This is a genomic window from Sinomonas sp. R1AF57, assembly GCF_002224485.1.
Taxonomy (GTDB): Bacteria; Actinomycetota; Actinomycetes; order Actinomycetales; family Micrococcaceae; genus Sinomonas; species Sinomonas flava.
The window spans coordinates 3,140,058-3,162,663 of record NZ_CP022463.1 but is presented as its reverse complement, the minus strand read 5'-3'; the positions used below and the strand labels follow the sequence as shown (position 1 = coordinate 3,162,663).

Annotated in this window: 17 protein-coding genes and 1 pseudogene; 10 read left to right on the top strand and 8 right to left on the bottom strand. The window is 71.7% G+C overall.

The window, feature by feature from the left end:
* Positions 1-93: 93 nt before the first annotated feature.
* Positions 94-921, bottom strand: a complete 828-nt coding sequence (locus CGQ25_RS14520; RefSeq protein ID WP_208710566.1) for an enoyl-CoA hydratase/isomerase family protein — start codon at positions 919-921, stop codon at positions 94-96.
* Between CGQ25_RS14520 and CGQ25_RS18640 the strand changes: the two are divergent.
* Positions 920-2,494 (top strand): annotated as a pseudogene (locus CGQ25_RS18640) (DUF222 domain-containing protein); the annotation flags it as partial. The gene CGQ25_RS14520 and the pseudogene CGQ25_RS18640 overlap by 2 nt on opposite strands.
* Positions 2,433-2,813, top strand: coding sequence for an HNH endonuclease signature motif containing protein (locus tag CGQ25_RS18730; protein ID WP_369802232.1), 381 nt, complete (start codon positions 2,433-2,435; stop codon positions 2,811-2,813). The pseudogene CGQ25_RS18640 and the gene CGQ25_RS18730, both read left to right, overlap by 62 nt.
* A gap of 55 nt (positions 2,814-2,868) precedes the next feature.
* On the opposite strand, the gene CGQ25_RS14510 is transcribed toward CGQ25_RS18730, so the two are convergent.
* Positions 2,869-4,152: an MFS transporter gene (locus CGQ25_RS14510; protein WP_208710564.1), complete on the bottom strand. Its 1,284-nt coding sequence runs from the start codon at positions 4,150-4,152 to the stop codon at positions 2,869-2,871.
* 10 nt (positions 4,153-4,162) lie between these two features.
* Entirely contained in the window at positions 4,163-5,326 is a 1,164-nt protein-coding gene (gene argE / locus CGQ25_RS14505) for an acetylornithine deacetylase (protein ID WP_255405347.1), read from the bottom strand.
* A gap of 130 nt (positions 5,327-5,456) precedes the next feature.
* On the opposite strand from argE, the gene CGQ25_RS14500 reads away from it, so the two are divergent.
* From CGQ25_RS14500 to CGQ25_RS14485, 4 genes are all read left to right on the top strand, one after another.
* Entirely contained in the window at positions 5,457-6,530 is a 1,074-nt protein-coding gene (locus tag CGQ25_RS14500) for a glutathione S-transferase family protein (protein ID WP_208710562.1), read from the top strand.
* Positions 6,527-7,336: a gamma-glutamyl-gamma-aminobutyrate hydrolase family protein gene (locus tag CGQ25_RS14495; protein ID WP_208710561.1), complete on the top strand. Its 810-nt coding sequence runs from the start codon at positions 6,527-6,529 to the stop codon at positions 7,334-7,336. The genes CGQ25_RS14500 and CGQ25_RS14495 overlap by 4 nt, the downstream gene beginning before the upstream one ends.
* A gap of 21 nt (positions 7,337-7,357) precedes the next feature.
* Entirely contained in the window at positions 7,358-8,425 is a 1,068-nt protein-coding gene (locus tag CGQ25_RS14490) for an enoyl-CoA hydratase/isomerase family protein (protein WP_208710560.1), read from the top strand.
* 82 nt (positions 8,426-8,507) lie between these two features.
* Positions 8,508-9,707 carry a metallophosphoesterase gene (locus CGQ25_RS14485; protein ID WP_208710559.1) on the top strand — a complete coding sequence of 400 codons (1,200 nt, stop codon included), beginning with the start codon at positions 8,508-8,510 and terminating at the stop codon, positions 9,705-9,707.
* A gap of 121 nt (positions 9,708-9,828) precedes the next feature.
* On the opposite strand, the gene CGQ25_RS14480 is transcribed toward CGQ25_RS14485, so the two are convergent.
* From CGQ25_RS14480 to CGQ25_RS14465, 4 genes are all read right to left on the bottom strand, one after another.
* On the bottom strand, positions 9,829-11,319 hold the full coding sequence (locus tag CGQ25_RS14480; protein ID WP_255405346.1) for an aldehyde dehydrogenase: 1,491 nt from the start codon (positions 11,317-11,319) through the stop codon (positions 9,829-9,831).
* Entirely contained in the window at positions 11,316-12,554 is a 1,239-nt protein-coding gene (locus CGQ25_RS14475) for an acyl-CoA dehydrogenase family protein (protein ID WP_208713103.1), read from the bottom strand. The genes CGQ25_RS14480 and CGQ25_RS14475 overlap by 4 nt, the downstream gene beginning before the upstream one ends.
* A 64-nt stretch (positions 12,555-12,618) precedes the next feature.
* The gene (locus CGQ25_RS14470; protein ID WP_255405345.1) at positions 12,619-13,956 is read right to left on the bottom strand and encodes a CaiB/BaiF CoA-transferase family protein; all 1,338 of its coding nucleotides are present in this window, start codon (positions 13,954-13,956) and stop codon (positions 12,619-12,621) included.
* Positions 13,953-15,329 (bottom strand): aminotransferase class III-fold pyridoxal phosphate-dependent enzyme, encoded by a 1,377-nt coding sequence (locus tag CGQ25_RS14465; RefSeq protein WP_208710558.1) that lies wholly within the window; start codon positions 15,327-15,329, stop codon positions 13,953-13,955. Before CGQ25_RS14465 ends, CGQ25_RS14470 begins: the two co-directional genes overlap by 4 nt.
* Before the next feature lie 278 nt (positions 15,330-15,607).
* Here CGQ25_RS14465 and CGQ25_RS14460 point away from each other — a divergent pair, with 278 nt between their 5' ends.
* The 4 genes from CGQ25_RS14460 to CGQ25_RS14445 all read left to right on the top strand — a co-directional run bounded on the left by CGQ25_RS14460 (position 15,608) and on the right by CGQ25_RS14445 (position 21,668).
* A complete protein-coding gene (locus CGQ25_RS14460; RefSeq protein WP_208710557.1) occupies positions 15,608-17,026 on the top strand; it encodes a PucR family transcriptional regulator in 1,419 nt (472 codons plus the stop codon).
* Between the two features lie 169 nt (positions 17,027-17,195).
* Positions 17,196-18,719: an MFS transporter gene (locus CGQ25_RS14455; RefSeq protein ID WP_208710556.1), complete on the top strand. Its 1,524-nt coding sequence runs from the start codon at positions 17,196-17,198 to the stop codon at positions 18,717-18,719.
* Positions 18,720-18,767: 48 nt separating this feature from the next.
* Positions 18,768-20,033: an amidohydrolase gene (locus tag CGQ25_RS14450; RefSeq protein ID WP_208710555.1), complete on the top strand. Its 1,266-nt coding sequence runs from the start codon at positions 18,768-18,770 to the stop codon at positions 20,031-20,033.
* Positions 20,034-20,171: 138 nt separating this feature from the next.
* Entirely contained in the window at positions 20,172-21,668 is a 1,497-nt protein-coding gene (locus tag CGQ25_RS14445) for an amino acid permease (protein ID WP_208710554.1), read from the top strand.
* 89 nt (positions 21,669-21,757) lie between these two features.
* Here the strand turns inward: CGQ25_RS14445 and CGQ25_RS14440 are convergent, their stop codons facing one another.
* Positions 21,758-22,537: an IclR family transcriptional regulator gene (locus CGQ25_RS14440; RefSeq protein ID WP_208710553.1), complete on the bottom strand. Its 780-nt coding sequence runs from the start codon at positions 22,535-22,537 to the stop codon at positions 21,758-21,760.
* Positions 22,538-22,606: the final 69 nt, after the last annotated feature.

Here is a 22,606-nt window from a genome sequence, read left to right as displayed (position 1 = left end):
GCCCAACCCTTTCATTCCGCTGTGACGGCGCCGGAGCTCCAGCTGTGACTGTCAGGGGACTGGGGGGCGGGTCCCCCGCGCTGACCCCGTTCCCTACTTCCCGGTGAACGCGGCCTTCCGCTTCTCGAGGAAGGCGGTGGTGCCCTCGCGCATGTCGTCGGTGGTGAAGGCCTCCCGGAACGCCTCCGCCTCGGTTTCGAGGCCCTGGATGGTGGGTCGGCCCGTGGCGCCTGCAATGGACTGCTTCGCGAGTCCGACAGCGGCGGGCGCCTTCCCGGCGATCTCCTGGAGGGTGTCCCGGGCGGCCCCCAGGAGCTCCTCGCGCGAGGGAAGGACCCGGTTGGCGAGGCCCAGGCGGAGCGCCTCGGCGGCGTCGATCCTCCGGGCCGTGTAGATGAGCTCGCGGGCGGGACCCAGTCCCACGCGCTGGGGGAGCCGCACGGATCCGCCGAACCCGGGCACGAGGCCCAGATTGACCTCCGGCTGGCCGAACTGGGCCGACTCGGAGGCGTAGATGAAGTCGCAGGCGAGGGCCAGCTCGCAGCCGCCCCCGAGCGCGAAGCCGTCCACGGCGGCGATGACCGGCACAGGGAGCTTCTCGATGAGGAGCGTCACGCCCTGCATCGACCGCGCGTACTCGGCCGCAGAGTCGGGGTCCATGGACGCCATCTCGCGGATGTCCGCGCCAGCGACGAACGCCTTCCCCCCGCCCCCGGTGACGATGACGCCGCGGACCGGCCACCCGGCGTCGTGCGTGCAGGAGTCCTGGATGGCGGTGAAGGCCTTCCAGAGTTCCGAGACGACCTGCTGGGAGAGCGCATTGAGGGCATCCGGCCGGTCCACGGTGAGGGTCAGGATGCCCTCGTCGAGGTCGAGCTTGAGGGTGGTGTAGCTGCCCGGGTCAAAGGTGCTGGAGTCCATGGTCACGTCCTCGCCGTCGATGGTGTGTTCCGAGGCCCACGCTAGCCGGTGGGACCGACACCGTGAAACTGAGTCTCACCCCGCGTCGATACGACGGTGCGGGAACCCCGCCACGAGAACTGTCGGACCCCTGTGGTGGGATCTTTCCATGGACGGGTTCAGGGGAATCTCTGAAGGGGCCGCGCACGACGGCGAGCGGCTCGCCTCGCGCTCCGGGGCGTCCTTTGAGGAGCCATTGCGGCCCGAGGGCGAGTCCCCGCGGCTGTCCGGATGGGCGGACGCCGACGACTGGTCGGACCCGTCCTTGGCGGCGGAGCTGTCGGAGGCGGCCGACTATCCGGCGTACCTGGACGACCCTGCCGCAGACCCGGACCGCGAACTGTCGGAGCAGCGGGACTGGGCGGCGGTCGATGAGAACGGCATGGGCGAAGTGGTCCTCCTCCACCCTCTGGCGGTGGCGGCCCGCAACCACGAACGAGCGGTTGACGCACTCCTGTCGTCTCTCTCCGCGGTCGAGGCAGCTGAGGCGAAGCTGCACGCGATGCGGGTGCTCATGGTGCGGGGGATCGCGAACCTGCTCGGTGCCGATTCCGCCAGCCCGTTCGACCGGCTCGACGCCCCTTCCCTGACCGCCGCCGAGATCGCCGCTGAGCTCTCGCTGCCCCCGCGGACCGCCCGGGCGCTGGTTGCCGAGGCGCTGGCCGTGACGGAGCCGGAGGCTGTGCCCGTCTTGGCGGCCCTGCAGGACGGTCGGCTGGACCGTGCTCGCGCCCAGACGATCCTGCATGCTGCCGCTTCCGTCCCGGCCGCGTCCGCCCCGGAATTCCTGGAACGGGCCGTTGCGCTCGCGGTTCCCGGGGACGCCGGACAGGGCCAGCCTGCGGACGCCCCCGCCCCGCCGAGGCTCTCTCTGCCGGCGCTCAGGCGTTCGCTGCGGCGCATGGCCGAGGAGCACAGCGCCCTCACGCTCGCTGCCCGTGCCAAGCAGGCGCGGGAGCGGCGCAGGGTGGACATCGAGCCGGGCGACGACGGCATGTGCCACCTCCACGCCCATCTGCCCCTCGAAGCCGGTGCCATGATCGACGCCCGGCTGCAGGCCATTGCCCGCAGCCAGGCTTCTCCTGATGACCCGCGCACCGTGGCCCAGCGCCGGCTCGACGCCTTCACCGACCTCCTGCTCGCCCCCGCGTGTGCTCCTGCGGGCGCCGGAGCAGTGCGCGCTGAGGTCGTGATCAAGGTCCCGCACACCACCGTCCTACCAACCGCAGGCGGCGGTCCTGGCTCGTCCCAGCCCCAGCACCCGGCCCGGCCCCAGCGCTCGGCGCAGCCTCGGCACCCGGCGCAGCCCCAGCACCCGGCCCGCCCCGCAGCCGAACTGGTGGCGGCGGGGATGGCGTTCGGCGACGAGCCTGCCGAAGTCCTCGGCTTTGGCCTCATCCCCGCCGAGGCTGCGAGGTCGCTGGCGGCCCAGTCGGCCACGTGGCTCCGCCTCCTGACGGATCGCCAGACCGGTGCCCCGCTCGCACTGGGGCGCATGCGATACACGCCACCCGCAGCCCTTCGTCGGTTCCTCGCGCTCCGCGACCAGGGCTGCCGTTTTCCCGCCTGCGACCGACCACACCCCCCACACCGAAGCGGACCACACCCACGAATGGTCGACGGGCGGGTCCACGGACGCGGAGAACCTGGGCCTGCTGTGCCCCGAGCACCACAGGATCAAGACGCTCGGGCACTGGACGGCTGAACAGAACGAGCGGGACGGCACCATCGTCTGGACGTCGCCCCTCAGCCGACGGCACGTCACGCGGGCCTGCGACTCCAATCCCCGGTCGACCGGCCAGCCCCCGAGCCCGCCGCGCAAACCTCCGCCCGACCGGCCGCCACCATTCTGAGCCGGCGCCGGGCAGGGCGAGGGTCGATGCTGCTCAGCGCCCGCGAGCGCAGCCCCTACCGGGCGTTGTACCGCGTCCGCGCGACGCCGAGTCCCACGAGGGAGATGACGGCGACGGCCATGTAGTAGAAGCTCGGCGCGCTCAGGGCGCCGGCGAGGTCCAGAAGCCACGTCAGGACGAGCGGTGCGAGCCCGCCCAGGACGGTGACGCCGACGTTGTAGGCCACCCCCACCCCGGTGGTGCGCACGTTCACGGGGAAGATCTCGGTGAGGAGCGTCGGAAGCGGGCCGAAGTAGAGGGCACACAGGACGCCGAGGAGGCCGACCACGAGGAGGAACACCGGCAGCGTGGGTGTGCTGATGATGAGCTGGAACAGCGGCCAGGCGAGCACGAACGCGGCGACGGCGGACCACAGCATGAGCCGGGCAGGGCCGACCCTGTCTGCGAGCATCCCGACGAACGGCGTCCCGATGAGGATCACGAGCCCGGCGACGACTCCGCCGAGGTACGCCGCGCTCGCCGTGACGTGCAGGCTCTTCACGGCGAAGGTCGGCATGTAGAGGATGAGGTAGATCGAGATCGTGGCGACGCCGATGCACGCCGACGCCGTGAGGAGCCGGCCGAGGAAGTGCGTGAAGATCGCACGGACGGGCCCCGCGTGCTTCTCGCTGGTCAGGAATTCGTCCGGTTCGGTCAGCCGCGCCCGGATGTAGAGGCCCACGGGACCGATGAAGATGCCGATGATGAACGGGATCCGCCAGCCCCAGGCGTAGAGGTCGTCCTTGGAGAGCCAGTTGAACAGGGCGAAGCCGAAGGCCGAGGCGAGGAACATCGAGATGCCCTGGGCCGCGACCTGCCAGGACGCGTAGTACGCCTTCCGGTGCGGGGCCGTCTCGACAAGGAAGGTCGTGGCCGTCCCGAACTCGCCGCCGGCCGAGAAGCCCTGGATCAGCCGCGAGATGAGGATGATGATCCCCGCCCAGGCGCCGACGAGGGCGTGTGTCGGGGCAATGGCCATGATGAGGGTCCCGACCATCATGAGCGTGAGCGTCAGCGTCAGCGCGCCCTTGCGGCCGTGCCGGTCCGCGTACGAGCCGAGGAACATGCCCCCGAGCGGCCGGATGAGGTAGGAGATCGCGAAGGTGGCGAACGTCAGGATGAGCCCGAGGGTGCTGTCGCCCTCGGGGAAGAAGTTCTCGGCGATGACGATCGCGAACGAGGCGTAGACGATGATGTCGAACCATTCGAGCGCGGCACCGATCGAACTGCTGACAACGGCCTTCCGCGCGGCGGCGAGCCGCTCCGGGGTGGCCGCCGAGGTGGCGGAAGTGGCGGGCATGCGAGGCTCCTCAGGGGGTGCGGGCGGATCGTTCTTGCACAGAGGCAATTACCCGGTCGAGGAAGGCCTCGCACAGGGCGATCTGCGCGAGGTCGACGAACTCGTCGGGGGAGTGCGCCTGGGCGATGTCGCCGGGGCCGCACACCACGGTGGGGATCCCGCCCTGGTCGAAGAGGCCCGCCTCGGTGCCGTATGCGACCTTCTCATCCGAGGGTAGCCCGCCCCATTGGGTGGCGAGGCGGACAACCTCGGCGTCGGGCGGGGTCTCGAGCCCCGGAGCCGCGGCGACGACTCTCAGTTCGATGTGTGCAGCAGGATTCTCGGCCTGCATCTCGCCCTCGATCCTGCGCAGCTCGGAGCGGAAGCGCTCGACCAGGGCGCGCGAGTCGACGGCGCCGATCGAGCGGAACTCGAAGTGCAGCGTGCAGTCGGCGGGGACGGTGTTGACGGCGATCCCGCCCTCGATGAGGTTCACGGTGCAGGTCGTGTAGGGGACGTCGAAGGCGTCGTCGAACGGCCCCTGCGCGCGGAACTCGTCGGCGACGGAGCGGACGAAGCGCGCGAACGCGGCCGCGTGCTCGATCGCGTTGACGCCGTTCGGGGTGAGCGACGAGTGCGCCGCGACGCCGTGGAAGTCGACCCGGAAGAGGTTGATGGACTTGTGCCCGTGGACCACCCGCATGCTCGTGGGCTCGCCCACGATGCACGCGCGCGGGCGGAGGTCCCGTCCCACCATGTCCTTGACGAGGTCCTCCGCCCCCAGGCATCCGATCTCCTCGTCGTAGGAGAAGGCGAGGTGCACCGGCTCGCGCAGGGGCGCGGCGGCGAGGTCCGGGATCCGTGCCACGACGGCGCCGACGAAGGCCTTCATGTCGCACGCGCCGCGGCCGTAGAGGCGTCCGTCCCGCACCTCGGGGGAGAAGGGGTCGCTCGACCAGTCCTGTCCGTCCACGGGCACCACATCGCTGTGGCCGGAGAGGACGATGCCGCCGGAGACCGAACCGTCCGCCGCCGGGAAGGTCGCGATGAGATTGGCCTTGCTGCCATCCTCGTTGGGCACGAGGACAGGCTCGACGCCGTGCTCCCGCACCTCGGCGGCGATGAGGCCGATGAGCGGCAGGTTCGAGTCGCGGCTCGTGGTGTCGATGGCGATGAGACGGGCGATCCAGTCCATCGTCCTGTCTGAGGGCGTCCTGTCTGATGGTGTCGCGTCTGCGGGGGCGGGGGGCGGCGTGTCCGAGGGGGATGGGGAGGGTGCGGGCCGTTCCATCGCTCCAATCTAGCCCCGGCACTAGGCTGGCTCCATGGCCAGCATCGGAGAGTTCAGCACCAAGGGCGCCTACGTCCACACGGGCGAGGAGTTCACCCGTGACACGAACTACATCGAGGACCGCATCACCCGCGACGGCACCTTCCCGCCGGGCACGCCCGCCCCCGAGGGAGCCAAGGCGTGGCCGGTGGAGGCAGGCCGCTACCGGCTCGTCGCGGCCCGGGCCTGCCCGTGGGCGAACCGGACGATCATTGTACGGCGCCTGCTCGGGCTCGAGGACGCCATCTCCCTTGGGCTCCCCGGCCCCACCCACGATGCGCGCTCCTGGACCTTCGACCTCGACCCGGACGGCCGGGACCCTGTCCTTGGGATCGAGCGTCTCCAGGAGGCCTACTTCCGGCGCTTCCCCGACTACCCCCGGGGCATCACGGTGCCCGCGATCGTGGACGTGCCGAGCGGCGCCGTCGTGACCAACAACTACCCCCAGATCACCCTCGACTTCGAACTCGAATGGACCGCCTTCCACCGCGACGGCGCACCGGACCTCTACCCGGAGCGCCTCCGGGACGAGATCGACGAGGTGAACGCCCGCGTCTTCAAAGACGTCAACAACGGCGTGTACCGGTGCGGGTTCGCGGGCTCGCAGGAGTCGTACGACCGTGCCTACGCCCGCCTCTGGGACGCAATGGACTGGCTCGAGGAGCGACTCACGCGCCAGCGCTACCTCGTCGGCGACACGATCACCGAGGCCGACGTGCGGCTCTTCACGACGCTCGCCCGCTTCGACCCCGTCTACCATGGCCACTTCAAGTGCAACCGCAGCAAGCTCACCGAGATGCCTGCTCTCTGGGGCTACGCGCGGGACCTGTTCCAGACCCCGGGCTTCGGCGACACCATCGACTTCGTGCAGATCAAGCGGCACTACTACATCGTCCACGAGGACATCAATCCCACCCAGATCGTGCCCGCCGGCCCCGACCTCTCAGGCTGGCTCACGCCCCACGGCCGCGAGGAGCTCGGCGGCAGGCCCTTCGGTGACGGGACGCCGCCCAGCCTCGTCCGACCGAACGAGCGCGTCGCCGCCGGCCACAACCCCCTCTACGCATGACCGCCACCCGTGTGCCCCGCATCGCCGTGACGTGGGCGGCCAGCGCGCCGTCCCACGAAGCCTGGTTCCACGCCGAGCTCGCCTCCCTCACCCACAGCGCGGCGGCGGCCCTCGCCGCAGCGGGGGCTGACGCCGTCGTGCTCGACGCCGCGGCCGGCCCGCTCCCGCCCGTGGAGGAGTTCGACGGCGTGCTGGTCATGGGCGGCGGCGACGTGGACCCCGCGCTGTACGGGGGCGACTCCGCGCACCCGGCCATCGCGGACGTGGACCGGACGGCGGACGACGCCGAGGGGGCCCTCGTGCGCGATGCCCTCTCCGCGGGCCGCCCCGTCCTCGGCATCTGCCGGGGGCTCCAGCTCATCAACGTGGTCTTCGGCGGCACACTGGAGGAGGACCTCGGGTCCCGCGGCATGCACAGCAACCACGCCGACCCGTCGGGCCCGATGGTTCTGCACAACGCCGCCATCGAGCCGGGCACGCGGCTGTTCGAGATGCTCGGGCCCGCCGCGCGCGTCGTCTCCGGCCACCACCAGGGCGTGGGGCGCCTCGGCGAGGGCCTGCGCATCTCCGCGATGGCCCCCGACGGTGTGGTCGAGGCCGTCGAGTCCGCCGACCCAGGCGTGTGGCTCGTCGCCGTCCAGTGGCACCCCGAGGACCCGCAGACGGCTGCCCCCGACGGCGCCAACGACCCCGGCCAGCTCGGCGCGATCCTGGGCGCCTTCGTGGACGCGTGCCGCACGGCCCCGCGAGTGCGCCCCCCGTCGAGCGGTCTGGTCCCGCCCGCCGAGGGGTCACCGGCCGCCTGAACCCTTGAGGAGATCGTCAGCATGAGCCAGCACGTCCGCGCCGAGATCCGCGGCCCGCTCGGGATCGTCACCCTCGACAGGCCCCGGGCCCTCAATTCGCTCGACCACGCCATGATCGCTGCGCTCGAGGACCTCCTCGAGGAGTGGGCCGACGCGTCGGACGTGCGTGGCGTCGTCGTGCGCGGTGAGGGGCGCGGGCTGTGCGCGGGCGGCGACGTCCGGGCCCTGCGTCTCGGGCCGGACGATGACGCGGTCGCCTTCTGGGCCGACGAGTACCGCCTCAACGCTCTCATCGCCGCGTACCCGAAGCCGTACGTCGCGGTCATGGACGGCGTCACGATGGGCGGCGGCCTCGGGATCTCCGCGCACGGCTCGGTCCGCATCGTGACCGAGCGGACCCAGGCAGCCATGCCGGAGGCCAGGATCGGCTTCACGCCGGACGTGGGCATGGCCACGCTCCTGGCCGCCGCCCCGGGCGAGCTCGGCACGCACCTCGCGCTCACGTCGTCGACCCTGACCGGCGCCGACGCCGTGCACCTCGGCTGGGCCGACCACCTCGTCCCGTCCGAGCGGCTGGGGGAGCGCGCCGAGACGCTGATCGAGGCGCTCGCCGCGCGTCTGGCCGAGCCGGGCGTGGGGGAGGACTCGGCGCTCGCGGCGGCGCACGACGTCGTGCGCGGGCTCGCGCTCGAGGCCTCCGACCCGCGGCTGGTCGCCCCGCTCGCTCGCGAGCGCGAGTGGATCGACGAGGCCTATGCGGGCGACGACGCCCAGACGATCCTCGAGCGCCTTGTCGAGCTCGCGGCCGAGGGCCACGGGGGTGCGCGGGCGGCCGAGGAGGCGATGCGGTCGGTGTGCCCGTTCTCCGTGGTGGTGACGCTGGCTGCCCTGCGCCGGGCGGCGGTCATGGAGCTTGTCGACGTGCTCGCCCAGGACCTCCGGTTGGGGGCGAGCCTCATCGGGAGGCACGACATGCGCGAGGGGATCCGTGCCTTGCTCGTCGACAAGGACGGCGCGCCGCGGTGGCGTCCGTCCAGGATCGAGGACGTCGACCCGGCCGAGGTGCGGGCGGCCTTCGGGGAGGACTGACCAGTAGCTTCCCGGGAGTCCCCGCGGGCCCTAGCATTCAGGTGCCGTCTGCGCGGCGGCGTCGTCCTGGATGGAGGGTGAAATGGAACGGGTTCCTCTGATGGGCCAGCCGGGCCATGTCTTCGCGATGCAGCGGCCGTCGATGACGGCGGCCTTCGCGGTGAACAGCCGCCAGCCGCGAAATACGTCGTACCGCGAGCTCCCGCCTCCCACCGGGGCGAGTCCCTTCCGCCTGGACCTCAAGGACATCATCTCCAGCGAGCAGTACGGGAAGATCGTCGCGACGAACACCATGAGCTTCCATCTGGATGGGGACGTCGGCGGAATCGGCAACGCGGTTCCCCAGCAACTGGTTGCCGCGGGGCTTGAATCCGACCTCGCACAGCAGGGTTCCTCGGGGTCGACGCCGGCGTTCCTCTATCTTGCCGGTGACTGCGTGTACTTCAACGGGCAGGTCGAGAACTACTACGAGCAGTTCTACGCGCCGTACGAGTACTATGGCGTGCCGATCTTCGCTGTTCCGGGGAACCACGACGGCGAGAACCTCGAGGACGACACCTCGCTCGACGGCTTCCTGAGGAACTTCTGCGCGACGGAGCCCACCAAGACCCCCGAGTCCGGCGACGCCCCCCGCACCGCGATGGTCCAGCCCAACGTCTACTGGACCCTGCTGACGCCCCTGGTCAACATCGTGGGCCTCTACAGCAACGTCCCCGAGGGCGGCGAGATCCGCGAGCCGCAGACCGAATGGCTCGCGCAGGAGCTCTCGGAGCTGCCGAAGGATGTGCCGATCTTCGTCGTCCTGCACCACCCGCCCTTCTCGGCCGACGACCACCATTCCGGCAGCGTCGCGATGAAGGACGTCATCAACAATGCCGCGGAGCAGGCAGGACGGCGACCTGAAGTCGTCGTGGCCGGGCACGTCCACAACTATCAGCGCTTCACGCACGAGATCGACGCCGAGGCGAGTTCGCTCTACCTCGTGACCGGCGCGGGCGGCTACCACAACCTCCATGCCGTCCAGACGGTCGACGGGGAGAAGATGATCCCGCCGGTCGTGCTGACGGACTCCGAGGGCGACGATGTCACCCTGAACTCCTACTGCGACGACCACCATGGATTCCTGCGCGTCGACCTCGCGGGCTCAATCCTGAGCGGGCGGTACTACAAGGTGCCCCGGCCCCAGGACCCGTACCAGAAGGGCAACCAGCTGCACGACTACTTCCAGTTCGACCTCGCGGCACGGAGGTACCTCCCGAACACCCTCCCCGGTAGCAGGTAGCCCAGCCATCGTCTACCGTCTAGGCCGAGCCCCGCGCTCCGCCCCCCATCGACTGCTGCGCAAGTGTCGCTATAGAGCTTCAAAACGACACTTGCGCAGCAGTCGATCCAGGGGGGAAGGGCTACCCCCGCAGGTACACCGTCGTGGTGTGGGTGAAGAACTCCTTCGCCGCCCCGCCCTGTTCCTTGGGCCCGTAGCCGGATTTCTTCGCGCCGCCGAAGGGCACGTGGGGGTCGGCGCCGGCGGATTCGGAGTTCACGTGCAGGATGCCGACGTCGAGGGCGTCCACCGCGTCGAGCGCGGTGGCGATGTCCCGCGTGAACAGTGCCGCGGAGAGCCCGAACTCGGAGTCCTCGGCGAGCGCGAACGCCTCCTCGGCCGACGCCGCTCGGCGCACCGCGAGCACGGGCCCGAACAGCTCCTCGCGCCACAAGAGGCTCTCGGCGTCGACCTCGAGGACCGTCGCGGGGACGAAGGCGGAGGGTGAGACGCCGGCGTGAGACACCTGCCCGCGGTAGGCGAGCCGTGCGCCGTCGGCCTCTGCGGCGGCGACGGCGCCCCGGACGGAGCGCGCGGCGTCCGCCGTGACGAGCGGCCCCATGTGCACGGTCGGGTCGCTGGGGTCGCCCACGCGCCACGCGTCCAGCCGCGCCGCGAGCTTCGCGAGGAACTCGTCCGCGACCTGCTCCGCGACGACGAGCCGCGATGTCGCCGTGCACTTCTGCCCGCTCGAGCGGAAGGCGCCGAAGAGCACCTGCTCGGCGGCGAGGTCCAGGTCCGCGTCCGCGAGCACTATCGCGGCGTTCTTCCCGCCCATCTCGCCCTGGAACGGCACGCCGCGCGAGGCAGCCTCGCCCGCGAGCATGCGGCCCACGCCCGTGGACCCGGTGAAGGAGAGCCCGTCCAGCTCCGGGTGCCGCACGAGCTCGGTGCCGAGCGCCCCCGGCCCGATGAGGAGGTTGAGCACGCCGCCCGGCAGCCCGGCCTCGACGAGCGCCTCGGCGAGCCGCATCGCGAGCAGCGGCACGGTCGAGGCCGGCTTCCACACCACCGCGTTCCCGTGCACGAGAGCGGGCGCGATCTTCCACGCCGGGATCGCGATCGGGAAGTTGAACGGCGTCACGATCCCCACGACGCCGAGCGGCTTGCGCGTGACGAGGATCCGCTCGCCGCGGCGCGGGGATGCGAAGTGCTCGCCGGCCGCGCGGTCGCCCTCGCCGGCGTAGTAGCGCAGGACCTGCGCGGCGCGCAGCACCTCGCCCCGCCCCTCCGCGAGCGTCTTGCCCTCCTCCTGGGTGAGCTCGAGGCCGAGCTCCTCCGCGCGCTCCTCGAGCTCCGCGGCGGCGCGGGCCAGCACGGCGCCGCGCTCGTGGATCGGCGTGCGGGCCCACCCACCCTGGGCGGCGCGGGCCGCGCGCACGGCGCGGTCGACGTCGGCCGGGACGGCCTGGGTGCCCTCCGCCACCACCTGCTCGGGGTGGGCCGGGTTGACCGAGGCGAGCGGGGCGCCGTCGCCGGCTACCCACTCGCCGCCGATGAGGAGGCGCAGCTGCGGTGGTTGAGCCGAGCGAAGCGGAGTCGAAACCCGCGCCGTGTCCGTGCCCGCGCTCACCGGAACGCCGCCTCTCCGGTGAGCTGCTGGCCCAGGATGAGGGTGTGGACCTCGTCGGTGCCCTCGTAGGTGCGAACGGACTCGAGGTTGTTCGCGTGGCGCAGCGGCGAGTGCTCGAGCGTGATGCCGTTGCCGCCGAGGATGGTGCGGGCCTCGCGGCAGATCTCGATGGCCTCGCGGCAGTTGTTGAGCTTGCCGACGGAGATCTGGTGGTGCGCGAGCTTCCCGGCGTCCTTGAGCCGGCCCAGGTGCAGGGCCAGGAGGAAGCCCTTGTTGATCTCCAGGGCCATGTCCACGAGCTTGGCCTGGGTGAGCTGGTACCCGGCGAGCGGCCTGCCGAACTGGAGGCGCTCCTTGGAATAGGCGAGGGCGTCCTCGAAGGCGTCGCGGGCGGCACCCATGGCGCCCCAGATGATGCCGTAGCGGGCCTCGTTCAGGCACGAGAACGGGCCCTTGAGCCCGGCGACGTCCGGCAGGACGGCGTCGTGGGGGAGGCGGACCTCGTCCAGCTCGATCTCGCACTGGATCGAGGCGCGCATGGAGAGCTTGGGCTCGATCGGGGTGGCCGTGTAGCCGGGGGTGTCTGTGGGGACGACGAAGCCGCGCACCCCGCGGGGGTCTCCGTGTTCGCCGGTCTGGGCCCAGATCACCGCGACCTGGGCGACGTTCGCGAGGCCGATCCAGCGCTTCTTGCCGGTGAGGATCCAGTCCGCGGTGTCCCCGGAGCCGTCGCGGCGGGCGCGGGTGGTCATGGAGCCGGGGTCGGAGCCGGCGGTGGGCTCAGTGAGGCCGAAGCAGCCGATCGCCTCGCCGGCGGCCATCCGCGGCAGCCACTGGGCCTTCTGCTCCTCGGAGCCGTGCTTGTGGATCGCGGACATCGCGAGGGAGCCCTGGACGGAGACGAAGGTGCGCAGGCCGGAGTCGCCGGCCTCGAGCTCCGCCCCGGCCAGGCCGTACTCCACGGCGGAGCGGCCGGCGCAGCCGTAGCCGTGCAGGTGCATGCCCAGCAGGCCGAGCCTGGCCATCTCCGGGACGATCTCGAGCGGGAAGCGTGCGTCCTCGTACCAGCGGGCGATGTTCGGCTTGATCTGCTCCTTCACGAACGCCCGGACGGTGTCGCGCAGCGCGAGCTCCCCTGGTGTCAGGAGGGAGTCGAAGGAGATCAGGTCGGCGGTGTCGGGGAGCCGGTCGGCGTCGCCGGCGTCGGTGCTGTTGGTGCCCGGGGCGGTGTCCATGCCCGTCAGGCTAGCGGTGGCAGTCATGCGTGGGGTTCCTTTCAAGAGTTTGCGGGGTGGGGAGTCAGGCTCTGAGCCAGCGCACGACGTCGGCCGTGTCGGCTCCCAGCGCGGGCGGCGCCTGGGTGCGGTGGGGCAGGGGTGGGGTCCAGGTGATGGGGTGGCGGATCTGCCGGCCCACCGCAGCCCCGGAGCGGTCGCGGACCTCGACCGTGGGGGAGAGCCCGAGCGACTCGGCGTAGTCGAGCCCCTCCCCGATTCCGGCGACGCGTCCGCACGGGACGCCGAGGCCGGCGAGCTTGTCCTGCCACACCTCGGCCGAGGCCGTCGAGAGCCCGGCCTCGAGCAGCGGGACGAGCTCGGACCGGTGGGCCACCCGCGCGGCGTTGGTCGCGAATCGCGGGTCCGCGGCGAGGTCGGGGGAACCGATCGCCTCGCACAGCCGCGCGAACTGCCCGTCGTTCCCGGCGGCGACGGCAAGCGGCGCGTCGGCGGTCGCGAGCAGCTGGTACGGCACGATCGAGGGGTGGTCGTTGCCCATCCGCCGCGGGGCGGCTCCGGCGCCCAGGTACGCCTGCCCCTGGTTCGCGAGCGCGCCCTGGAGGGAAGAGAGCAGGTTCACCTCGACCCGCCGCCCCCGCCCCGTCCGGGCCCGCTCCGCGAGGGCCGCGAGGATCCCGATCGTGGCGTCCTTGGCCGTGAGAACATCCACGACGGCGACCCCCACCTTGGTCGGTCCCGCACCCGGCTCCCCGTCGGCGGCGCCCGTGATGGACATGAGCCCGCCGAGGGCCTGGACGATGAAGTCGTACCCCGGCAGGTCCCGCCCCCCGGCGGATCCGAACCCGGAGATCGAGGCGTAGACGAGCCCCGGATTCTCCGTCGCCAATGATTCGTACCCGAGCCCGAGCTTCTCGAGGCCGCCGGGCTTGAAGTTCTCCACGAGCACGTCGGCGCGCAGCGCGAGCTCCCGCGCCAGGGCGCGGTCCTCCGGGTCGGCCAGGTCCAACTCGACCGACTCCTTGTTCCGGTTCACGCTCTCGAAGTACGTCGACCCCGTCGCGGAGAACGGCGGCCCCCAGTGCCGGGTGTCGTCCCCGCTGCCAGGCCGTTCGACCTTCACGACCCGCGCCCCCAGATCCGCGAGCGTCATCGTCGCCAGCGGCCCGGCGAGCACCCGCGAGAAGTCGGCAACGAGAATCCCCTCGAGGGGAGCTGTGCCCGGAGCGCGGCCCCCCGTTTGGGACGGAACCCCGCGCTGTGGCGCGTGGTCCTGTCCGAAGGAAGGGGTGCCGTCGGCCGGCTCGGTGATGCACGACGCCGCGGGGCCGCCTCCCGCCGGCACCTCACCGCCGGCACGGCCCGGCACCGCACGGGCAGCGCTGCCCGGTGCCGCGGTCATGACAGCGCCTGCCGCACCGCGGCCTCGAGCACCGCCAGGCCCTCGTCGAGGACGTCGGGCTCGATGCCGAGCGGTGGCAGGAGCCGGATGACGTTCCCGTGCGTGCCGCAGGTGAGCGTCAGGACGCCGGCGGCGTTGGCGGCGGCGGCCGCGGCCTTTGCGAGGTCGGCGCGGGGGCCGGAGTCGTCGCCGAACTCGATCGCCATCATGGCGCCGCGCCCGCGCACGGATACGATGCCCTCCAGCGCAAGGAGCGGCTCGAACCGCGCCCGCACCGCCTTCTCGACGGCGCGGGCCCCGGCGAGGAGCGCGCCGTCCTCGAGGAGCTCGAACACGGCGAGGGCCGCCTCGCACGCGACAGGGTTGCCCGCATAGGTCCCCCCGAGGCCGCCCGCGTGGACGGCGTTCATGAGCTCTGCGCGCCCGGTTACGGCGGAGAGCGGGAGCCCCGCGCCGAGGGCCTTGGCGGAGAGGGTGATGTCGCCGGCGACGCCGTCGTGCTCGGAGGCGAACAGCGTGCCCGTGCGGCCCATGCCGGTCTGGATCTCGTCGATCACGAGGACGATCCCGTGGCGCGTCGCGAGCTCCCGCAGCCCGGCGAGGAAGCCGGGGGCGTGGACCACGAAGCCGCCCTCGCCCTGGATCGGCTCGATCACCATGGCGGCGAAGGTCTCCGGGCCCGCCGAGGCGAGGACCTCCTCGACGCCGGCCAGCGCCTGGGCGACGACGGCGGCTGTCCGGTCCGCCTCCCCGGCACCGGACGGCGCGAGGTGCGCGGGCGCCGTCGGGCCCCGGAAGACCGAGCCCGGGAGCGGGCCGAAGGTGATGCGGTACGGGTTCTCCTTGGCGGTCATGGCCATGGTGAGCTGGGTGCGGCCGTGGTAGGCCTCGTCGAACACGAGGACGTTGGGCCGGCGGGTTGCCGAGCGGGCGATCTTGATGGCGTTCTCCACGGCCTCCGCCCCGGTCGAGAAGAGCGCGGTGCGCTTCTCGAAGGCGCCCGGGGTGTGCTCGTTGAGCCAGCGGCAGACCTCCACGAACGAGGAGTACTCCGTGACCATGAAGCACGTGTGCGTGAAGCGGGACAGCTGCGCGGCCGCCCGCTCGGCCACGCGGGGGTTTGCGGCCCCGACGCTCGTCACGGCGATGCCCGCGGCGAAGTCGATGATCCGGTTCCCGTCCACGTCGACGAGCAGCGATCCCTCCGCCCGGTCGATGAACACCGGCAGCGTCACGCCGAACCCGTCGGTGACGTGGCGGCGGCGCTCGGCCTCGAGCTCGCGGGAGCGCGGACCGGGCAGTTCCGTGGCGAGGTGCCGGGCGCGCTGGGCGACGGCGGCTGCGGAGGATGGGGCGAGGGCGGTGTCAGTCATTGGTCTCTCCCGGTGATGGAAGGCTGTGTGGTTGAGACCACACTAGGGACCGCTCAGGGCCGCGTCTTTGGATGTTATGACCCATACTGGGGTCTCATGAGACTTACTGCACAACCCCAAGGTGTGCGAGGTGCGCACGCGGCGGCGCAGTGCGGCGGGGGCCGGGTGCGCGCGTCCGCTCCTGCTCGGTTTGCCGCCCCGCGACCCGCGCACACCGGCGTGTCCCGCCGCGACACGCCGGCGCTCGTCCTCCGAACTGAGCAGAACCGGACGCGGCGATGATCACCCTCGCTCAGCTCGCGGACGCCGCCCGCGGGGACCTCGTCCCGTACTGGCCTGTCCCGCTGCCGCGCGTGGAGCTGACGGGAGTCCACGTCTCGGAGCTCGAGGACCCGACCGTGTTCCTCGACGGAGGCGAGCTGCTCCTCACCGTCGGGATGCAGCTGGCCGGGCGCGACGGGGCCGAGCGCGCCGAGGCCGCCACCGCCTACGTGCGGCGCCTCGTCGAGGGGCGCGTCGCCGCACTCGGCCTGGGCCTCGGGTCCGGCCACAGCATGGTGCCCGACGAACTCCGGGCGGCGTGCGTCGAGGCCGGCCTGCCGCTGCTGACGGTGCCGCGGGAGTCGCCGTTCCTTGCGGTGTCGCGCGCGTACTGGGAGCTGGTCCGCCGCGGGGGAGAGGCGGAGCTCACCGCCCTGCTCGGCCTCCAGGTCGCGCTCACCCGTGCAGCGTCGAAGGGCGACGCCGAGCCCGCCATCGTGCGCGAGCTCGCCCACGCGCTCGGCACCTGGGTGGCCTACCTGCCGGACGGCGAGAAGGCGCCGTCGTGCTCGGGGCCCGGGGGGCCGGACGACGCTCCAGCGGGCCTGCTGGCCGAACTCGCCCGGGAGGCCGCTGCCCTCCGCGCAGCCGGCCGCGGCGCGACTGCCACGCTCGAGCTCTCCTCCGGACCGGCTGCGCTGTACCCGCTCTCCGACGGCCGTTCCGGCGGCGCCTACCTCGCGCTGGGCCGCGGCGGCCAGCTGGCCCCCGCGGAGCGGCACCTGTTCCTCACGGCTTCGACCCTCCTCGCCCACCGGGCTGCCGGCCTGCGCCGGGCCGAGGAGGAGCGCACGCGCAGCGACGGCATGCTCGTCGCCCTCGTCCTCGGGGGGCACGACGACGCCGCGCGCCTCCTCGCCGACCAGATGGGCACCGCGCTGCCGGAGTCGGCGTACCTTGCAGTGCTTGACGCCGCACCCCGGCGCGGCGGTCCCAGCCTGCCCGGCGAGGCGCTCGCGTTCGAGCTCGGCGGCCTCCTGTATGTCCTCCTACCCGCGGACACCTCGCGGCCGCGGCTCGCACCCGGGTCCCGCGGTGCCTGGGGCGGGCCGGTGCCGCTCCGCCGCGTGCGGGAGATCGTCGGGCAGGTGGCGGATGCCGCCGGGCAGGCCCCCGCCGGCACCATGGTGCGGGTGGGGCACGGCCTCGAGCTCCCCGCGGACGAGTGGGCCAAGGCGCTGGCCGACGCGGGCGGCGAGCTGCTGCCGACCGTGCGGGCGTACCTGAAGAACCGGGGCCAGTGGGAGGGGACGGCCCGGGACCTCGGGGTGCACCGCAACTCCGTCCGCAACCGGATCGCCCGGGCGGGTGAGCTGCTCGGCGTCGACCTGGACGACCCCGACGTCGCAGCGCACCTCTGGCTGGCCCTCCGCTGAAGGGCTGGGGGCGACGGGGCCCGCAGAGGGACCAACGGCCCGTTGTCCGCCTACGCGTGACGGACGACACTTGGCACAGGATGGCAAACGGTGCCGGAAGCACGCCTCACCGGCGCATAGTTGAAGAATCAACCATCTAAGGCGGTAGCCGCTCCAGCGAGGAGTTGTCATGGCAAGCACCACCCCAGCCCCAGCCCGGACCACCTACCAGGGCAACGACAAGTTGCTCTTGGGAATTGTGCTCGGCGTCATCACCTTCTGGCTGTTCGCCGGCACGATGGGAACCGTCGCCCCGAACATCCTCACCGACGTCAACGGCCCCTACTCGGACCCGGCTGCGAAGACCTGGACCAGCCCGTTCGTCGGCGTGGACGCGATGAACCTCGCGGTGTCCATCACCGCGCTCTTCTCGGGCATGTTCATCGTGGTCGCCGGCGGGCTCGCGGACCGTGTGGGCCGCGTGCGCATCAGCCTCATCGGCAACGGGCTCGGGATCCTCGGCTCGCTCATGATCGTCCTCGCCACGGGGCCGCTCGCGCTGCCGCTCATGCTCGGCGGCCGCGCCGTCCAGGGCCTTTCCGCGGCATGCATCATGCCCGCGACGATGGCCCTCGTGAAGACCTACTGGGACGGGCCCGGGCGCCAGCGCGCGGTGTCCATGTGGTCGATCGGCTCATGGGGCGGGTCCGGGCTCGCCGCCATCTTCGGCGGCTACGTCTCGACCCTCGTGAACTGGCGCTGGATCTTCATCGCCTCGATCGTCATCTCCGTCATCTCCATCCTGCTCCTGCGCGGCACGCCCGAGAGCAAGGTCGCCCAGACCGGCGAGGCCTTCAGGTTCGACCTCCCGGGCGTGCTGGTGTTCATGGTCTCGATGCTCGCGCTCATGATCGTGCTGATCTTCGGGGCGAAGATCGGCTGGGCCTCCCCGGTCACGCTGGGACTCGCGGTTGTCGCCGTCGTGGGCCTGGCCTTCCTCGTGAGGATCGAGCGCCGCGCCGCCAAGCCGTTCATCGATTTCGCCCTCTTCGCGAACCGGACGTTCACCGGCGCGACGATCTCGAACTTCCTGCTCAACGGCACGATCGGCCTGCTCATCGTCACCCAGCAGCTGCTCCAGCTCGCCGGCGGGATGAAGGCCTCGGACGCTGGCCTGCTGACCCTCGGCTACGCGGTTACGATCATCGCGTTCATCCGCCTCGGCGAGAAGCTCCTCCAGCGCTTCGGGCCCCGGCAGCCGATGATCTGGGGCTCACTCATCGTCATGCTCGCGGTCCTGCTGCTCATGCCCACCAACCTTCTGCTGGGCACGTACTCGTGGCTCGCCGTCGCCGCCTACGCGCTGTTCGGCCTCGGCCTCGCGTTCTACGCGACCCCGTCCACCGACGCCGCCCTCGCGAACCTCCCGGCCAACCAGGCCGGCGCGGGCGCCGGCATCTACAAGATGGCCTCGTCGCTGGGCAGCGCCATCGGCGCCGCAATCTCGCTGGCGCTCTTCACGGCCTTCGGGACCGGGGGCGCGGCGCAGTTCGTGGGCGACGTGCTCATCAACCAGGGCCGCACCGACAACACGGCGCTGCGCCAGGCCGCCGTCGTCGCGCTCGCCTTCAACCTCGTCATGGTCGTCATCGCGATCGTCTCGATCATGGTCACCGTCCCGAAGGGCAAGGAACAGGCAGAGCCGGCGAAGTGACCACAGGAGTAGTCTCAGGGCGACAACGCCTGCAGCAAGGAGAAGGCCATGGCATCCGCTGAATCCGCACGCACCATCCTTTCCGGCCAGGCGGCGATCGCCGACTGGCAGGAGTCCCTCTACAAGGACTTCCACCTCAATCCCGAGCTGAGCCACCAGGAGGTCCGCACGTCCGGGATCGTCGCCGAGCAGCTCGGCGAGTCCGGCTACGAGGTCCACCAGGGGATCGGCGGCACGGGGCTCGTGGGGGTCCTCAGCAACGGCGAGGGCCCCACGGTCCTCCTGCGCGCGGACATGGACGCCCTGCCCGTCGCCGAGGCCACGGGCCTGGACTACGCGAGCCAGGCGACGGCGACGGACGAGACGGGCAAGCAGACCCCCGTCATGCACGCGTGCGGGCATGACGCGCACGTGGCCTGCCTGCTCGGTGCCGCCAAGCTCTTCGCCCAGGGCCGCGACTCCTGGTCCGGGACCCTCATCGCGCTGTTCCAGCCCGCGGAGGAGCTCGGCGACGGTGCGCAGAGCATGGTCGACGGCGGCCTGGTCACCACAGTGCCGAAGCCCGACGTCGCCCTCGCCCAGCACATCCTCGTGCACCCCGCCGGAACCGTGAGCACCTACGCAGGCGCCTTCCTCTCGATGGCGGACAGCGTCCGCATCACGCTCTACGGGCGCGGGAGCCACGGATCCATGCCGCACCTGTCGATCGACCCGGCCGTTCTCGCCTCGATGGTCGTGGTGCGGCTGCAGGCGGTCGTGGCGCGCGAGGTTCCCCCGGGCGAGTTCGCCGTGCTCACGGTCGGCAGGATTGCGGTCGGCGCCAAGAGCAACATCATCGACGACCACGCCGTCCTCGAGCTCAACATCCGCACCTACAGCCAGGGGATCCGCGACCAGCTCCTCGCGGCCATCGAGCGGATCGCGAAGGCTGAGTCCGCGGCATCGGGCTCGCCCCGGGACCCAGAGATCGAGGTCTACAACAGCTACCCCCTCACCGACAACGACCCGGATGTCACCGCCAGGGTCGCCGACGCGTTCGCGGCCTACTTCCCCGCCGAGGCCATCGGCGACTACGGGCGCCAGACCGCCAGCGAGGACTTCAGCGACGTGCCCAGGGCCTTCGGAGTGCCCTACACCTACTGGGGCGTCGGCATGGTCGATCCGGAGGTCTACCGGGCCGCTGAGGCCGCGGGCGAGGTGAGCTCCATCCCCGCGAACCACTCCCCGAAGTTCGCCCCCGTCCTCGAGCCCACGCTCACCACGGGAACGGCCGCCCTCGTCGTCGCCGCCTCGGCATGGCTCGGGAAGGACTGACGGCAAGGACGAAGCATCCAGCCGTTCGGGCTTGCGGAGTGCGGTTCCTCCATCGCGCCATGTGACCAGGATCGCGCATCCTGACGGGGCACTGTGATCGGCACCACGCCGATCGCCCCGGATGGAACGGAGATCCGCATGCAGGCACCTGACAACCTCGCTGCGCCCACCCGAGAAGACCCAGCGGCCCGCGCGGCCCCCGGCAGCGGCGCGGTCCGGACGACGGAGTCCGACCCCCGTACCCGGCTGCGGCCGCGGCACCTGACCATGATCGCCCTCGGCGGCATCATCGGAGCGAGCCTCTTCGTCGGCTCCGGCTCGGTGATCCGCACCGTGGGACCCGCGGCCCTGCTCTCGTACGCGATCGGCGGCGCCCTCGTCGTCCTCGTGATGCGGATGCTGGGTGAGATGTCCACGAACCGGCCCGTTGTCGGCTCCTTCATGGAGTACGCCCGCGACGGCCTGGGCAACTGGGCGGGGTTCACCATCGGGTGGCTCTACTGGTACTTCTGGGTCGGCGTCGTGGCCTTCGAGGCCGTCGTCGTCGGACGGATCTTCCACGAGTGGTTCCCGAGCGTCCCGGACTGGACGTTCGCGCTCGCGGGAATGCTCGTGTTCACCTTCACGAACCTCATGTCCCTTCGGTCCTTCGGTGAGACGGAGTTCTGGCTCGCGTCGATCAAGGTGACCACCATCGTGGTGTTCCTCGGCGTCGGCACCCTCTACGTCCTGGGCATCATCCCCGGCTCCACTGGCTCGGTCGCCAACATCACCGACCACCGCTTCATGCCCCACGGCTGGGCCGCCGTGTTCAACGGCGTCGCCGTCGTGATCTTCAGCTACTTCGGCACCGAGATCGTCACCATGGCTGCGGCCGAGTCGGACCAGCCCGCCAAGGGTGTCGCGAAGGCCACCAACACCGTCGTGTGGCGCATCCTGCTGTTCTACGTCGGCTCCGTCGCGATCCTTCTCATGGTCGTCCCCTGGGACGAGCTGCCCGCCAAGGTGAGCCCCTTCGCCTTCGCCTTCGGCCGCTTCGGGCTGCCCGGCGCCGAGCAGGTGATGAACGCCGTCGTGCTCACCGCCGCGCTGTCCGTGCTCAACTCGGGCCTCTACTCGGGCTCCCGCATGCTGTTCGCGCTGTCGAAGCACGGCTATGCGCCGCGGTGGGTGGAGGACCGCAACCGCGCGGGCGTGCCCTGGAAGGCGATCCTGCTCTCGACCGTCGTGGGCTACGTGGCGATCGCGGCGAACTACGTGGCGCCCAAGGACGTCTTCGACTTCATCATGAACTCCGCGGGCTGCGTGGCCCTCTTCGTCTATGCGTTCGTCGCGCTCACGCAGTGGCGCCTGCGCAATCGCATGAACGCCCGGGAGAAGGCTGGGCTGACCCTGAAGATGTGGCTGCACCCATGGCTGAACGCGGTAGTCCTCGCCGCCGTTGGGCTCATCGTCGTGCTCATGGCGCTCGACCCGGACGCCGCCCCTCAGGTGTGGCTCAGCCTCGGGGCGCTCGGGCTGCTCCTCGTCGTCTACCCGTTCGTGCGGCGCCGCGCCGCCCAGCGCGCGCTCGGAACCTCTTCCGCGCACGACGGCGCACGCTCGCCGTCGGCGGCCGGCTCACCCGAGGCGTAGGCTCCCGCCCTTCCCGCAGCGGCGTCCCGCTCTTGCGCCATGGCCCCACCCTGAGTGCGGGCCATGGCGCGTTCTCGCGCTTGCGCCGGTCAGGCCGCCGCCGGGATCCGTCCGCCGAGGAGGCGGGTCGCCTCCTCGGCCGCGGCGAGGAGGGGCTCGACCCACGACTCGCACACCTCTCGCGGCATCCGGACCGTCGGGCCCATGACGGACAGGGCGCCGAAGAGCTCGGCCTGAGGGCCGAAGACGGGCGCGGACAGGCCGCTCGCGCTCGTGACGCGCTCGCCGGTCGTGATGGCGTAGCCGTCCGCGCGGGTCTGGGCGACGGCCTGCCGGAGGGCGTCCGGGCTCGTGATCGTCTGGTCGGTGATGGCATCCAGGCCGGCGGAGTAGACCTCCTGCGCGACCTCGGGGGACCAGGCCAGGATGACGCGCCCGGCAGAGCCGACGTGGAGCGGCATGATGCTCCCCACCTCGACGGCGCGGCGGAGCAGGTGCTGCGTCTGGGCTACGGCGACACACACGCGCCGGCCCTCCGAAGCCCTGAAGAGGCAGACCGTCTCGGTGAGCTGGTCCCGCAGCCGGCGCAGCACCGGGGTGATGAGCTCGAGGTAGTCGATGCCCTGCGTCGCCGGCGCGGCCCAGTGCGCGACCTTGAGCCCCACCCGGTACCTGTCGCCGTGCCGGTCCAGGAGGCCCTCCTGGACCATGTTCGCCACGAGCCGCTGCACGGTCGAGTGCGGGATGCCGGTGGATGCCCGGATGTCCGCGAGGCCGAGCTCCGGGCGGGCCAGCGAGAAGGCGCTCAGGATCGCGGTGATCTTCTTCAGCACGAGCAGCGGTGCGGCCGCCGAGTCCCGCTCTGTCATGGACTGAGTGTAGGAGGGGGCGGTCGCGCCGTCGAACCCGCCTCCGGGGGTTGAGGGTGACGGGGGTCA